At 36.0% G+C, this 15,834-nt stretch carries 14 protein-coding genes and 2 pseudogenes; 14 read left to right on the forward strand and 2 right to left on the reverse strand.

Going from position 1 to position 15,834, the window contains the following annotated elements:
* Positions 1-620 precede the first annotated feature (620 nt).
* From ABH902_RS00125 to ABH902_RS00150, 6 genes are read left to right on the forward strand one after another with little or no spacing between them, the layout of a single operon-like run.
* Positions 621-1,937 (forward strand): replication initiation factor domain-containing protein, encoded by a 1,317-nt coding sequence (locus ABH902_RS00125; RefSeq protein ID WP_404588502.1) that lies wholly within the window; start codon positions 621-623, stop codon positions 1,935-1,937.
* A gap of 16 nt (positions 1,938-1,953) precedes the next feature.
* Positions 1,954-2,439, forward strand: coding sequence for an antirestriction protein ArdA (locus ABH902_RS00130; protein ID WP_404588503.1), 486 nt, complete (start codon positions 1,954-1,956; stop codon positions 2,437-2,439).
* 17 nt (positions 2,440-2,456) lie between these two features.
* Entirely contained in the window at positions 2,457-2,822 is a 366-nt protein-coding gene (locus ABH902_RS00135; RefSeq protein ID WP_404588504.1) for a hypothetical protein, read from the forward strand.
* A gap of 15 nt (positions 2,823-2,837) precedes the next feature.
* Positions 2,838-3,863, forward strand: coding sequence for a conjugal transfer protein (locus tag ABH902_RS00140; RefSeq protein ID WP_404588505.1), 1,026 nt, complete (start codon positions 2,838-2,840; stop codon positions 3,861-3,863).
* Positions 3,864-4,202: a TcpD family membrane protein gene (locus tag ABH902_RS00145; protein WP_404588506.1), complete on the forward strand. Its 339-nt coding sequence runs from the start codon at positions 3,864-3,866 to the stop codon at positions 4,200-4,202.
* A gap of 4 nt (positions 4,203-4,206) precedes the next feature.
* Positions 4,207-4,611: a TcpE family conjugal transfer membrane protein gene (locus ABH902_RS00150; protein WP_404588507.1), complete on the forward strand. Its 405-nt coding sequence runs from the start codon at positions 4,207-4,209 to the stop codon at positions 4,609-4,611.
* A 44-nt stretch (positions 4,612-4,655) separates the two neighbouring features.
* On the opposite strand, the gene ABH902_RS00155 is transcribed toward ABH902_RS00150, so the two are convergent.
* Together ABH902_RS00155 and ABH902_RS00160 are read right to left on the reverse strand one after the other, a co-directional pair.
* Positions 4,656-5,429, reverse strand: a complete 774-nt coding sequence (locus tag ABH902_RS00155) for an SDR family NAD(P)-dependent oxidoreductase (protein WP_404588508.1) — start codon at positions 5,427-5,429, stop codon at positions 4,656-4,658.
* Between the two features lie 116 nt (positions 5,430-5,545).
* Complete coding sequence (locus ABH902_RS00160; protein WP_404588509.1) at positions 5,546-5,917, reverse strand: MerR family transcriptional regulator; 372 nt, start codon at positions 5,915-5,917, stop codon at positions 5,546-5,548.
* A 100-nt stretch (positions 5,918-6,017) separates the two neighbouring features.
* On the opposite strand from ABH902_RS00160, the gene ABH902_RS00165 reads away from it, so the two are divergent.
* From ABH902_RS00165 to ABH902_RS00200, 8 genes and pseudogenes are all read left to right on the forward strand, one after another.
* Entirely contained in the window at positions 6,018-6,743 is a 726-nt protein-coding gene (locus tag ABH902_RS00165) for a nitroreductase family protein (protein ID WP_404588510.1), read from the forward strand.
* A gap of 167 nt (positions 6,744-6,910) precedes the next feature.
* Entirely contained in the window at positions 6,911-7,597 is a 687-nt protein-coding gene (locus tag ABH902_RS00170) for a class I SAM-dependent methyltransferase (protein ID WP_404588511.1), read from the forward strand.
* A gap of 991 nt (positions 7,598-8,588) precedes the next feature.
* Complete coding sequence (locus tag ABH902_RS00175; protein WP_404588512.1) at positions 8,589-11,111, forward strand: ATP-binding protein; 2,523 nt, start codon at positions 8,589-8,591, stop codon at positions 11,109-11,111.
* Positions 11,112-11,127: 16 nt separating this feature from the next.
* Complete coding sequence (locus ABH902_RS00180) at positions 11,128-13,074, forward strand: CD3337/EF1877 family mobilome membrane protein (RefSeq protein WP_404588513.1); 1,947 nt, start codon at positions 11,128-11,130, stop codon at positions 13,072-13,074.
* Positions 13,061-13,624 (forward strand): annotated as a pseudogene (locus ABH902_RS00185) (lysozyme family protein); the annotation flags it as partial. The gene ABH902_RS00180 and the pseudogene ABH902_RS00185, both read left to right, overlap by 14 nt.
* Before the next feature lie 713 nt (positions 13,625-14,337).
* The gene (locus ABH902_RS00190; RefSeq protein ID WP_404588514.1) at positions 14,338-14,556 is read left to right on the forward strand and encodes a hypothetical protein; all 219 of its coding nucleotides are present in this window, start codon (positions 14,338-14,340) and stop codon (positions 14,554-14,556) included.
* A gap of 124 nt (positions 14,557-14,680) precedes the next feature.
* A pseudogene (locus ABH902_RS00195) lies at positions 14,681-15,133 on the forward strand (CHAP domain-containing protein); the annotation flags it as partial.
* A gap of 245 nt (positions 15,134-15,378) precedes the next feature.
* Positions 15,379-15,810, forward strand: a complete 432-nt coding sequence (locus tag ABH902_RS00200; protein ID WP_404588515.1) for a YjdF family protein — start codon at positions 15,379-15,381, stop codon at positions 15,808-15,810.
* The last annotated feature ends 24 nt before the right edge of the window (positions 15,811-15,834 follow it).

Here is a 15,834-nt window from a genome sequence, read left to right on the forward strand (position 1 = left end):
GATAATTCGCAGTATTAAATTGTCTAAACATGAGCTATCCACCTAAGTAAATTGGAAATATCTGACTTATCAAACGATATCTTTCATAAATGATGATCAAATTTAAGCACTCAATATTCAAATTGCTGCTAATTAAATAAACGCCATCAAAATTTCAGATTCGATTCTATCTCCTACTACTCAATGAAAAAGGGAATAGAAAAAAGTTTTCTATTTGCTTTTTCGTTGCCAAACCGTTCAACTTTTAGAACGGTTATCCATGCCTAGTCAGACGTAACAGTGGAAAAATCAACGAGTTAATGAAAGATGGAAGCTTCCATCCTTTTGACGCTTCGCTCATGAACAAGGTTTCCTTGTGAAAGCTGGGCGTCTGTGCGACCAGCGGTGAAGCGAAAAGAAGCAGGCAGGTATCCTGACTGCGACTGTGCGTGGTCAAAGGAGGGCTTGTCCCTCCTTTGACCGTTACCCCCGATTAATAACATGGGGGTAACTTTATCAAAATAGACACGCTTTATACGCCGAATCCCTTGGTAGATATGGGATACAGCGTTTTTTAAACGTGTGACTATTTTGAACCAATTTTGTGACTATGACTATTAAAATGAGGTGATGAAGTAAAGATGCATTCAACTGAGATTAAACAGTTACGGAAACAGTTAAAACTAACCCAACAAGTGTTTGCGAACCAATTAGGGATTCCAAGAAATTATTTATCCATGATTGAAACTGGCAAACGAACACCTCCAGCTTCCTTGATTACAAAAATCAGGGAAGTTTTTCATTTAGATGGAGGAATTCTACCTATGGAAGCCAAAATTGATTTCTTAAGAGTTCGCTTTAAGATTGATTCACCAGAACGAGTAATTGAAAAAGTGCTCAAGATGGACTTTAACTATTTCGGCTATAAAAGCTATGGCTTCAATCATTACACGGAGACCTATTTCTTTAGTGAAATTTTTGTATTCTTTAACCCTGCTAACCTTGATATGGGGGTGATGATTGAACTTCGTGGTCAAGGCTGCCGCGAATATGAGTTAATCCTAGAAGAGCAACAGGAATCTTGGTCTCAATTCTTTTGGCGATTGTATCAAGATGACCTTTTTGGACATGGGCTGCGGATAGATACAAAAATTACACGTATTGATATTGCCTTAGATGAACTTGAATCCTTACTACTGCCTAATTATGATCTCTATGCGCTAAAAGCAAAATATGAACAAGGATTAGTGGATACCACCTTTCGTAATTTCGATTACAAGGGTGGTTTTTTGTTGAAAAATAAGCAGCTGGTGAATAAAGGCCTGTCTCTTTATTTTGGCTCGAAGCAATCCCCTTTTTATATGAATTTCTATCAAAAGGATTATGAACTGGCTAAAAAAGAAGAAATCTCGGTAGAAATGGCGCGTCAAAAATATGGAATTATCAATCGTTATGAAGTCCGTCTAGCCGATGAAAAAGCCTATCTGTTTGTGGAATATCTTCTCTCTACTGGAGAAACTTTAGAATGGGCGGTTAAAGAATTGATTGATACCTCTGTTAAAGTATTTGATTGCAATGCAGAAGGGGTTCGAACGGGCTATAGTCTTGAATGGCGCTGTGTCATTGAAAGTATGCAAGAATTACGGTTAACCGTAAGAGCGGAAAAACCATCCTATGACAAAGCGCTGCGCTGGTTATCCAACTACCTTGCACCAACCTTAAAGAAAATATGGTTGATTGATCAAGCGCTAGGAAAGAACGAACTTATGGAACGGATTCAACAAGCGGAATTAAAGGAAAAAGATAAAAAGGAAATTCAAGAAATCACCACGACTATTCGCGAATTATTACTTCAAGATACGTTTGAGGAAGATGAAAAGGATGAACGTTTAACAGAACAAATCATCATCAAACAAGAAGAAATTGAACAATTGCTAGCGCATTATTTGTTTGACTAAGAAATGAGGTGAGAAAATGATTGAGCTTTACATTGAAAACCCATTGTTCCATCGAGGTCGCTGGTTTGAATTACCGGTTCGGATGGAAGAAGTCAGAGAAAAATTATCTCTTGATGAATTTGATGACTACCTCGTTACTGATTATATGGCACCATTTCAGTTAACCAACTATGAGGATTTTGATCAGATGAATGCAGTGGCGGCGTTATTAGCAGAAGAAGAACATCATCCAGCAATCCATTATTTAGGAGAACTTGTTTCCTATGGATTCTTTTCCAGCTTATTGGAAGCTGCTGAAAATATAGATGATATTGGTGTCTATTCGGACTGTCATTCCTTTGAAGATTACGCAGAAGAATATATAGAAGAATTAGGCTATTTACAGGGTGTACCTGAACTTATCGCTTGGCATATTGATTATGAAGAGATCGGCAGAGAGTTGAGCATGAATCCTAACTTATACCAAGCAGATGATGGCGTCATTCTTGATGTTCGTTATTAATAGGAGGAACATGGATAATGTCGATTCGACTCAAAGATATTCTTAAAGAATATGGCTTTTTCTGTTTAGAGGGAGCCATCCCTGAAAAACAGGCAGAACGTTTTTTATATGTGAAAAAGCAATTGCAACGTGAGGATTTAATCTTTCAACCATTACGTGAAGTCTGTTTTGAACGAATGCTTTCAGCACATACCAGCTTATATATTGAAGGATTAGAGCACTATGATGAGTCGGGAAAGTATCTCGGCTTTTTTTATGATTATTACAAAGCCACCTATATTTATACCAGTAGCCCAAGCCGTTTAAAAATTTATGGGGAACGATTAACCAGACGAGAACTTCTTCAAAAATTGAAGGGGTTCTCTTTTTTAAAAGAAGAATGAACAGGAGGATTTTCTATGAGGTTTATCAAAGAACGAAAAATAGCTAGACCCGCAAAACCAAAAGAAGAAAAAACAGGTTCTATTCGCTTGTTTCGCCTCTTATTTCTATCACTACTGACTTTTTTAATCATCAGTGGTCCCATTGGTTATCTAAAAGCCAATAAGATGCAAGCCAATATTACAAAAGAACAGGCGATGCTGACAAAGGAGATCCAAAAGACCTTAACAACGAACCAATCGCAAACGAGTACCGTCTCAGAACTGTACAAACATTTTCTAGAGCCTTTTATTTCGCTTTATATCAACATTCCTAGTGAGCAACAAGCCTTTGAAGAACGACAAGCAAATTTACAAACGTCCTATTTTTCCTTTGAAATAGAGGAAGAAACCAATAATGGCAGCGAACGAAAATTAAAGAATAACAGCTTCTACGATGTTATCACAAAAGACGGACAAGCCATTGCTCAATATCGAGTTACCTATGAGGTGGTCTCACCTGTTGTGAAAGAAAAAGAAGTTAAGAAAAAGGAAGGCGCTAAAGAAGTCACGACCAAAGAAAAATATACAGACTATGAAACCAGTGAGCATCAAACCTTGTTGAATATTCCTTTTAAAGAATATCCCGATGGTAGCTTTAAAGTGACCAGCTATCCTTATTTTTCCAATGAACCAACACTGACAACTGGAAAAGTCCTAGAAGAGGGTATGGATAAATCTAGCTATGGACTGATTAAGAACCAACAAAATAAGGACATGCAAGCCTTTGTTCAAGCCTTTCTTGAAAAATACGTATCCGTATCCACAGAAGAAATGGCTTATTTGATGAAAGAACCTGAAACGTTAAATGGTGAATATACGGTTGAAAACATTCAAACGGAAAACTATGCCAAAGAGAAGCAATTGATTTCCTTTGTCTCTTTTGAGGTGTATGACAAAGCAACCAAGACGTTTCATAAAGAAAATATGACACTGCTATTAAAGCAGAGAGACAATACCTATTTTATTGAAAAAATGACGCACTATTTAGGAGGAATCGACTAAATGAAACAAGAATTGAAACAAGTAAAAATGTACCTGCAACAATTGATCCATTCAAAGCTCAGTATTGGCGTAACTCTGTTCTATTTGACTTTTATAAGAGGAACCGTTGTCTTTGCGGATGCCAATGCCAAAGAAGCCAGCAACTATATTTTAAATGATTGGGTTGCGCCTATTTTCGGTGTAGTGGTTGTCTATCTGGTCATTAAAGAGTTTATGGATTCTAAATGGATACAGGGTTTTGCGATCCTATTTTTTGGTGGGATCATTTATGCGTTTATCAAAGATCCCGCTGGCATTTTAAATTCTCTCTCTAATCTGAAAAGTTACTTTGGGTTGTAAGCATATGAAGAATAAACAGATTTTTGATTACCGAGAACCCTTTAATGCACCTTACATGATTCGGGAGCTGGCAAAAAACGTCAAGCTCCCTTTTGTGGTTTACGCGCAAGATTTTACAATTGCGACAATTAGCTTTGCCTTGATGCTGCTTCTGTCCTTTTTAACAATTGGCTTAAACCAAATTGCCTTGATGGTGTCGATTGGTGTTTCTTATGGGATGGTTCAATTATTCAATCGAGTGGAGCCCGATGGCAAGCGCGTTGATTTGTTTTTGAAGGATTATTTCAGTTATTTATGGACGTATGTTTTACCAAGAAAGGTTCTTTATCATGAGCAATTGGAAACTTTTTATCATAAAAAAGTAGTCTATAATTTTTTGTCAGTAAAAGCAACAATAAAAGCTATCTAGCAGTTCACAATCGACTGTTAGGCAGCTTTTATTATGGTGATTTCTTATTTTTGATTAGATGAAGCTTGATTCGCATAAGCAAATAAATTTTCAGTTAAAGTAAATGAAAAAGTTTTTCTATCAATAATGCCCACTACTTTGTCGCTGTCATATAAATCCAACAAAAATTGGGCCATTTCATCACTTGTATGATAGTTATTGAATTTTTTGTCATAGTCATATTCACTGACATCATTTGCTTTTTGTCCAAATTCGGTTTTAGTTGCCGCAGGTGCTAATACTTTTGCTTGAAGTGAAGAACTGCTTTCTCGCAATTCCAAGCTTAGTGCTTCCGTAAAGGAACTAACATAGAATTTACTCGCACAATAAGTCGCTGCGTTGGGAACCATCGTATAGCCCCCAGCTGAAGAGATATTAATTAGTTGTGTACCCGGTTGGTCATGATATTTTCTAACATATAAAACAGATAAAACTGTTAAGGCTTCAACATTCAAATTAAGAAGTTGTAACGTTTTGGTTAGGCTCTGATCTTTAACTTCACTATAATAGCCTAGACCAGCATTATTTATCCATGTTTCAATGAAATACTGATCCAATTCCGAAAATAAATTCTCTAAGCTGTCTATTTTTGTTAAATCAGCAGCTTTGATTAAAACTTCAATTTCAGGTACTTCATTCTCAATCTCATTTTTCAGCTTCAACAAATTATCTTCTCTTCTAGCAATTAAAATTAAATTCTTTTGCCGTTTTGCAAATCCTTTAGCTACAGCGTACCCGATACCAGAACTGGCACCTGTGATGACAACATATTTTTTCATGGAAATTCCTCCTAAAATTTAAGTATGCACCCATCTTAAATGCTGGAGTTAAGACCATGTCAACCCTTTTAACAAAAAAATCCAATATCTTTGATTTAAATTAGTAAGAATAAAAATTAATTACTGTCTCTTTCATTTAGCATTTCCCTATAAGTATCTATTTTCTTTAATAGAAATTGGGTGTATTGATCTATTTCTTCCCGTTGTTCAACAAGGACATCGTATTGCTTATATAACAAATCCATTCGTTTCTCGATGGTTTGATCTCCTAGATACCGAAGTTTTGCATATTGCTTGATATCTTTAATTGGCATGCCCGTCTGTTTTAGCTTTTTTATAAAGTTAATCCAAGTAATATCTGATGTGTCATAAATTCTACGGTTGATTTCGTTCCTTTTGGGTAAAATGAGTTTTTCTTTTTCATAATAACGTAGTGTATCAATCGATAAACCGACTTCCGTTGAAAATGCACCAATTGTGTAATTCACTTATAATTACCTCCTATTTTAAATGGATAAAGCCATTGACATGGAGTTAACTCCATCATCTATAGTACTAGCATACTATAAAAAAGGGAGAGAGAAAAGGATGAATGAAACGATTACGATTCTTACAGAACACCGCTCTAGAAGAAAGTTTGAAGCAAGTTATCAAATCTCTAAAACGGAACTAAACCTAATTTTACAGTCTGCTAAGCAAGCACCTAGTTTTGAAAATGGACAGTTTTACAGTATGATTCGATTGGTTGATCCAACAATCAAAGAAAAACTGGTGAGATTAAATCCAGGAAATTCACAAATAAAAGAATGTTCGGAGGCTATTCTTTTTGTCGCAGATTTAAATCGTACACGAACCGTCAGTGAAAAGAACCAAACCTATTATGATGTGACCAATAATTATGATGCCTTAATTATGGCTACTACGGACGCTTCACTAGCATGTGAAAATGCTGTGATTGCTTCTGAAAGTTTGGGATATGGGACGGTGATTGTTGGAGGAATTAGAAGAAATAGTATGGAAATTATTGAACTCTGTGACCTTCCTGAATTCTGTTTGCCATTGTTTCTTCTTTGTATTGGTAAAGCAACAGATAATCCTGAGAAAAAACCTAGGCTGCCAAAAGAGATTTCAATTTTTGAAGATCGCTATTCAGCTATTGATTATTCAAAAATTTGTGAGTATGATGCTACAATGAAAAAATACAGAGATACCGGCGTTGATAGACCATGGATCCAAAAATTTGTTAATTTTTTTAAAAGCAATAAATTGGAAGTAACAGAAACTGCTTTACGTAAGCAAAAATTTATCAAATAGACATACATCCTTAATCTTTTTCAATCAATCTATATCCAAGTTCTTAAGCAACTAACTTTCTTTAAATTCATTTGCAAACAAAGTCTTATAGAATATCTATTTTTATTAGTATTTATTCGATTTTTGTGAAATGTGTTACAATGAAAAAAATGAAGGGAGAGAAAAGTATGGATCGAATGAAGAAAGTATTGTCCCATTTTGAAGAAGAGGCCGCTGAATTTGACCAAACAATTGTGAAATTGATTCCGAATTATCATAAGATGTGTGAAATTTTATTGGATTTTATCCCCTATAGTCAATTAGATAATTTCTCTGTTGTTGATTTGGGATGTGGAACAGGAACCTTAGCAAAACGAATCGCAGATAAATACCCAAACGCTCAAATTACCTGTGTGGACATTTCCGAAAATATGCTTGAACTAGCTAAACATAAAATACAGAAACCGATCACTTTAATAAAAAATGACTTTTATGAATTAGAATTTACTCAAACCTATGATGTAATGGTCAGCTCTTTAGCTTTACACCATCTTGACACAACCCAAGATAAGTTGATGTTCTATAAAAAAATTTTTCATGCTCTTTCTCAAAAAGGTATTTTTATTAATGTAGATATCATGCTTGGATGCAATTCATTCGTCCAAAAGAAATATTTAGAATATTGGAAATCATTTATGCTTGAAAGTGTATCAGAAGAAAAAGTAGAAAATCAATGGCTTCCAAATTATTACTCCGAAGATCGCCCGGCCTCGTTAGCTACTCATTTTGACCTATTGAAAAAGAGCGGTTTTTCGTTTATCGATTGTGTATATAAGAACTATAATTATGGTGTTTATTTAGCGCAAAAATCATAAAAAAGACGTTCTACTAATTGGATAAAAAGTGATTGACTGAATAGGCACTCAATGGTATTCCATCTATTGCTTCTGACCTGGTTCTAAAAAAACATCACAAAACGAGAACGCACATTCTCATTTTCCGCTAGCATAGCAATTAACAGCAATCTTCATAAAAGTTAGATGGATATTTTCCTCAGTCATTTCTATCCTATCTACAAGTGACAGTTCAACCATGATAGTTCCTGAATTTGGCTCTATTGCATAAAGATAGCTCAAGAATGTTTACTTGGGCGGTTCTCTAGAAATGCGCTTACCATAAAGAGAACAGATGTCACCCAAAATAACTTGCTTCCATTAAGCCCCATTACGAAAAATGTGATGGATAAACAAAACCAAGACCAGTCAATTTTCATTTTATTGATTATTTTCAAGAAAGATCCCTCCTAAAATGATAATAAGTTAATTTTACCAAAAAAGTTATTCATAATCACTATTAGTTTGGAGTATGCTAGCTAGAGAGATTAAAGTGGGAAACTTATTTGGAAAAATTCAGCGCTCCTATACATGAAGTTATCGCTGCAAAAAACTGAGTTGAAAACAGTAGTCTAAAGCACACCGTTTGCTTTCTTAGAAGCTAAATTCATGTTGAGTACAAAATTGATAAAGAAAAGAAAGCTGGCAATCCTAGTGACATAGCCAGAACTAAAAATTAGAAACAGTGCTGAAAGAAAATTTAGTAGCGCAATATAAAGAAAAATATTATTCAATTTTTTCATTTAGCAACAGACCTCCCTTTTTATATTGATTATACTCTTATTGCTAATTTATTTAAATATCGCATTAGTCAGCTAGAGGAAAAACAGACACAAAAAATATCCGTAGGATAAAGATTAATTAAAACGAGCAATTCTTTTTATGAAGAAATGGTTGGAATATCAATTTAACGCTTGAACAGTCACGACGGCTGTTCTTTTTTTGTTTTAATTTGAAAAGAAAGGAAGATTACATGAAACTCAAACAACCTTTTGGAAAGGTGTATAAAAATCTTCTTGTGACATCAAGCAATGAAGTCTGGGCATATTTTACTTGCCCTAGTGAATATGTCATCGGACAAAATCGCGAAACACAAGAAAAACATAAACGGAAATGGAATCAATTCTTACAGAGCTTACGCCGCTTTGAAGATTTTGAATTGTTTTTAAACCCTAACTCCTATAATTTAGAAGAACGATTAGCAGCTTTTGCTCAAGATTTTGATACAAAAGCAAAAGAAATGGGCAACAATGTTGTCAAACGAACATTTGAAACCTTGGAAAGCCAGCTCTCCATCATTACGACTGAGAAGTTCTATATTGGCGTCAAACTCTCTGGTATGTCTGCCGCCGCTTCTATGAAAGGCAAGTTTCAAGAATTACTAGATGGCTGTATTGCGAAACTATTGGCATTAAATCACTATCAATTATCTGTAGATAAAGAGTTTCTCCATCGTTTTCGTCTACTAGAAGCAGAAATTTTTCAATTAGTCGGTGCAGTTAATGCGCGTCGATTAACAGAAACAGAATTACTTCAAGCCTTTCGCTACAACTACACTAGAGGAATGAAAGCTTCTTATACAATGGATTTTGTCGAAAAAGATGGTTATTCCTTAACAGATACGATCCTTAATCCTACCAAAGAACAAGGATTGTTAGAACTACGTAGTTTTGAAGGCACCACCTTTATTGCGATGTTGCCGATTCATAAATTTGCACCAAATCTAGCCTTTAATCATGTCGTAGAATTAATGCAAAGTCTTCCTTTCCCAGTTGAATTTCGGTTAAAAGGACATTTTGAACCACTGAAAGGTGGACGTGGACTAAAAGGCAAATCTTCTCGTGCTGGCAAACGATTGAAAAATAGTGCTCGTGAAACCCTCTCAATGGGCGATACTGAAATGAAATCAAGTCAGTTTAATCGCTATTCACTAACAGATTTAAATAATAAGATTGATTTGAAAGTCCCGATCATCAAATGGTTAGGGGTTTTTTGTGTGTTTGGTCATTCTGCCGAAGAATGTCGCAGTCGTGTTCGAACGATTCTTTCGATGGCACAATCTCGGAATGTAGAAGTAGTCAAAGGATTGGCTGATCAAGTCTTTCTCTTCCATAAGTTTTTATTAGGACATAAAACGGGCAAAGAAAAAAATTGGCTGCACTACACCACTGTGGAAGGCATCAGTGAAATGATGATTGCTGTTGATAATCGGATTGGCGACAATGTAGGGATTCCAATAGGGATGGTTTCAGAACTAAAAAATACTCGAAATTTAACACCCAAGGAAATTGCCCAAACCAGTCGTAAGCCCGTCTTTTTAAATCCTTCGATTGGCAATCAAAGCGACATTGCGGATAAAAAAGCCAATAGTCCTCATATTGCGATTACTGGCCCTACAGGAAATGGAAAATCTTATTTAGCTAAGTTCATTTTCTTTATCTATGTATTGATGAAAGGCAAGGGCTTATATGTTGACCCAAAATCAGAATTTTTTGACTGGATTACGCAAGTCATCCAAGATCCTGACTATCAGAACGATTTCCCAGCAACTTGTTCATTTGTGAAAGAGCACTTCCATCAGGTTCGCCTTGATCCTGAAAAAGAGTCTAATAAGGGCGTCCTTGATCCCTTCTGCTTTATTCAAAATCGGGTGGCGGCGAAAGATATGGCACAGGATTTATTTGAGGAAGTCTATGATTTTACCCATGCCAGAGAAAAGAAATCGCGTCTAGCTATGCTAGATGGGATTGAAGAGGTGCTTAAGGAACGAGACAAAGGAAAACGTGTAGGTTTATTACATGTCGTTGACACCATGCTAAAAAATACGAATGAAGAAGTACAAGATACAGCCAATCTCATTATGAAGTCCGTGCAAGGATCGATTCTTGAGCTGGCTTTTTCTTATGGAGAAAATGATGGCTTAAACCTAGATAAGAAAGTGACGGTCTTAGAAGTATTAGGGTTAGATATGCCCCGTGCTGAAACATTAAGTAGTGATTTTAGTGCTACCCAACGGAAATCAGTGATGTTAATGATGTGTATTGGTAAGTTCTGTGAATTATTCGGATTGAGAGACCGTGTAGAAAGTACCGTTGTTTTATTCGATGAAGCTTGGCTATTTAATATCTCCAAAAATGGACGTGCGATTATCAAGGCGATGCGTCGTGTTGGACGTAGTTTTAACAATACATTGATTATTGTCACCCAATCGGTAAAAGATACGGCTGAGGAAGACGACACTGGGAACTTTGGACGAATTTTTGCTTATGACGATAAGGATGAACGAGAAGATATTTTACGCCATTTAGGACTGGAAGTTTCTGACGAAAATAGGGAGTGGCTAAAAAATTTACCGAAATATCATTGCCTCTATCTTGATCTAAGAGGACGTGTGGGCAAAATGCTAGTTTATTGTCCTTTTGAAGAGCTCCATCAAATGCTACAAACCGTGAAAGCCAATCACTCTGCCACTGTAGAAATGGCTTTCGCTACCTAGGAAGGAGGAATCTTCTATGTTAAAGGATGTATTTCATTTAGACAGTTTACAGTCTTTCTTTGAAAAAGGCGGCTGGTTAGACATTGGCGAGAACTTGCAAAGTGTACTAAATGCGTTAATCAATATTGCCTTTGGCTTAATTAAGTATCTTGTATTGGCGCTTGATTATGTGATTGACAAACTCTTTAATCTCAACCTTTTAAAAGGTGTTTTACCTTCTCTCTTTTCGACTGCAAATTCCATTTATTTAAAGCTCTTTGAGGTCTTAGGGATACTCATTTTTACGTTTGTTTTGGTTTTAATGGTCAAGGATTTTTTTGAAAAAGGCTTTGCTAAAGCACTCACACGTTTGTGTGTTTTTTTATTGATTTATTTTGGCAGCTTGGCTTTTTTTCAAGATGGTGCAACAAAGATTCAAGAAATCAATACGATTTCTCAAAATGTCCAAGGACAACTAGTCGATGTTACCAGTGGCAGCTTGAATGGCACGGCTAGAAGCAATGCCGATAAGTTGTTAGGTGACACGAGTCATTTAGACGGCACCTCAAAGATTCGAAATTTAATTTTTGATGAATTTATTCTCCAGCCTTATGCTTTGCTAAACTATGGGAAAACAAACTTGACCGTGAAAGAGTTTGACCAATATCTTGTTAGGAATAAAGAGACTTACGATGATGCCAAAATAAAAGAGGTCAAAAAGACCATTAAAGACAATGCAGATAAAAACTCTTATCTGACCTCAGACCGTATGACGGAAAAAATCGTGGTATTAATCAATGCTTTTGTGATGCTGATTGTCATTGGCATAGCAGTGCTGATTATTGGGGTTGCCAATGTTTTGATCCAACTCTTAATTTATGGGCTAATCTTTCTTTTTCCTTCTCTTTTGTTTCTTGCTTTGATTCCGAACATGCATCACCTCCTAAAAAATGGCGTGATGCTCTTAGGAACTTTATTTGCAGGGAAAGTTGGCTTGGGCTTTGGATTTGGCTTACTTTTTGCGATTATTAATCTTCTAGACTCTTTCTTTGTGGTCACGAATATTGTAACCATGCTTGTGGGTCTGTTTGTCAAGGTGTTCTTAGGACTGTTTGTTTGGAAGAATAAAGGACAAATTATCCGATCATTGACGAAAGGACAAGCAGAATTACGAGATTTTCAGTTTCATCCAAAAAAAGATTGGCACAATCACAAGCAACGTAAAGCAGATCAGCAGAACCAAGCCAATAAACAAATGGAGCAAGTGTACAAGACAAATACCGCAGAAAATGACTATCTTCGTTCAGGTATTGAATTAGAACGCACCTATCGCATGAATGAACTGGAAGACCAACTACTGGTTCAAGCTGGACAAGAAACAGTTTCACCCAATGTACCTGAATCGACTGAGAATGAAGATATGGCAGATGCCGTCCAAAATACAACGACTCAAGAAGTAGCCACTGAACAAGAGGATACAGAATCAACTACTCTAGCAAATGAAAATGACATGGATACTCTTTATACAACTGGTGCATCACTCAACGGCGAACTAGCAAATTCTATTCATCAAGATCAGCTAAATAACCTGGATGAAGTAAATCACCCAAATGATTCTTTCTCTGATCCTGAAAATTTGCGGATAGCACCTGAGGAGGTTGATGAATTTTTAATGGAACAGTCTGATGTACAAGAAATGGAACAACCAATTGAGACTTCGCAAGAGATGATGGACAATCATTTAGAGATGGCTTCTCAAGAAGAGGTGCCAGCATTATACGAAACCAAAAGAACCATACAAGATCAGTCAATAGAAAATTCAACAACTACGAATCCACTATCTTCACAGGACAATCAATTGGACGAAGCCTCCTCCGATTATCAGCTCAATGCTCTTACTCAAGCTGAAAGTCAGGAGCTTGCAGACGAGCTAAAAAATCTTCGTAATCAGAGAGATAAGGAGGACGTAAATGAAATCCTTTAAACTATTCATTGTTTTAGGCGCTTCATTCTTCTTGATTTTTTTTATTTTGATTGTTGGTGGAGATAATGACTCTTCTAATAATTTTGCGGAAAATACCTCTAGTCTTCCAGAAGCGGTTTTACGTTGGAAAGAGAAAGTCACAACAGAAGCGACTAAAAACAATATTTCAGAAGCGGTTCCCTATCTTTTAGGCATTATTATGGTTGAGACAGGTGGAAATGCAGAAAAATATCCCGACATTATGCAGTGCAGCGAAAGTCAGGGTAAAGCGCCAAACAGTATCCAAGATCCAAACGAATCTATTGAGGTCGGAGTAAAGTACTTTGCGGATATGTGGAAGAGTCACCGAGAGTACGATGTGTTAAACGTCGTTCAGAGCTATAATTTTGGTGGTGGCTTTCTTGGTTATTGCGAGAAATTTTATTCTCTAGAAACATCCATAGCTTTTTCTAAAGAAAAAGCAGGTGGAAAGACAATAACCTATACTAATCCAGTAGCTGTAAGTTTGGGCTATGATTATCGATACGCCTATGGCAATATGTTCTACAGTGCGAGGCGTTCCTAGCTGAAAAGGTTAGGCACTTAATAATGAACGTCAATTTTCTTATTAAGGAGAACTGATATCCTGAGCAGTGGAATGACGGAGTAACGTCCTGAAACGCTCCTCTAAAACTCCGATTGGCACAAATTTTATAGTAAATTTATATGTCAAAAGCTCGGTGAAGTCGGCTGAGAGCTACCGAAATTGTTTAACAAAACGAAACCTGTCCAGCGGTGGATGGCGTAGCCTATAGGCCGGGAGTCTATAAAATATTCATGGTGAGTATGTACATGAGTACTGACGAACCTGCGAAATAAAGAATCTAAAACATGACGGTATAGAAATGTATCGGGTTCTAGCTTAATATTATTGAGTGAATGAACGCATATAGTGGTTGAGTAAGATATGTAGATATGAAAAACCATTCGTTATTAAAGGTAACGATTTTATGCAGGTTTAGAGCAGGCGCCTAAAAATATATGAACAGATAAGGATATCGGAACGTCGAAAGCTGGCAACATCTAGGGAGCTATATTCCAGTGAGATGGTTGGTTCAAAGGAAATAAGACCATTTATGTCAGTGAGAGTAGTGGAATGACCGATGAAAATTTCGTAATGAAATGGGAGGAATAGCCACAAGTCAATTATTTAGATAGATTGCTTATACATTTCATAGAGTCGAGTAAGACCAAATAAACATTATCCGAAGAAGGGGTGATGCTATGAATAAAAAGCAAATGAACAAAACACTACGATATAGTGAATACTATGGAATGATACCTCAGCTAGACAAACTCTATGATTTGAGTCGGAAAAACCATGTATTATCTGAGTCCAAAAGAATTGAAAAACATCTGAAATTATTACAACTTACAACAAGCCAAATTGAGAAAATAAATGTTCTGCGACTAAAAGCAGGATATAGTGTTTTAACCATTTGATTGGATAAATGTATAACTTTCTAATCTGTGATTGATGGAACGCCGTGTGCGGTGAAAGTCGCATGCACGGTGTGGAACGGGGGAAAATCTAGAGATTACTTCAAAAGATTACCTATCGTTATGTCAGCTGGTCAAGCAATACCTTGGCACTAATTCTACTAACAGCGGAAATAGTTCGATTGTAAAAGTAGCACTATCAGAATTATCTGAGGGTATTCATGAAGGCGGTGAAGAATACTGGCGTTGGTATGGCTTTAGTGGTCGTGTTGAATGGTGCGCCATTTTTGTTTCGTACTGTGCAAGTCAAGCAAATGTTCAAATGGAAAAATTTGCCTATTGTCCAGCAGGGATTCAGACTTTTAAGACAAAGGGTCAATGGCAGGATAAAGGAGAACCGCAAAGTGGCTATATTATTTTCTTTGATTGGGATGGTGATTTTGTTAGCGATCACGTAGGAATTGTGGAGAAAGTAGAAAATGAAGTTGTTTACACAATTGAGGGAAATTCTGGAGATAGGATCGCCAGACGAATGTATAAAAAAGATAGTCCCTATATCATGGGGTATATCCCAATATAAAAATAAACAGAAGAAATTTATTTTTTTGATACTCTATATCCTTGCAATATTGTGAGGGAAATCTTGAAATATACTGTTAATGAGGTTATAATTAAGGTGTTTGACAGAAAAATAATAGATAAAATTATGATTAAGGGATAAAAACACATTATGGTTGGTAGTCCATAAACATAACTTAAGTGTCAGTAACCTTCCCTCCTCGGGTTGTCCTTTTCCTTATTAGTTTATTTAGGGGAGGAATTTTAATGAAATTAACAGTTTATTTTGATGGAACTTATTGGTGTGGTTTGGTTGAATATGAAGGTTTATGTGGTGATTATAGAGCGACTAAGTACGTTTTTGGAACAGAGCCTAAGAACAGTGAAATAGAGGAATTTGTTCATTTAAAACTTCAAGATGTTGTGGATAAGAATGACCAAAATTTGCTTCATAAAAATTCTACAGCAAACATTGAATATAAAGAAAAAAGGGTTAATCCAAAGAAAATGCAACGTAAAATAAATAAAGAGAAGAATAAACCTGTGCTATCGACGAAAGCTCAATTATCTATGCAAGAATCGCGAGAACAATCCAAAATAATTAGAAAAAAGCAAGCCAGACAAGATAAAGAACTTCAAAAAAAGAAAAAATTTGATTTGAAACAAGAAAAGAAAAAGGAAAAGAAAAAGGGTCACTAAACCTATATTATATAATAATTGTTT

The sequence above is a fragment of the Enterococcus sp. UD-01 genome (assembly GCF_044909655.1).
In the GTDB taxonomy this organism is placed as follows: Bacteria; Bacillota; Bacilli; order Lactobacillales; family Enterococcaceae; genus Enterococcus_L.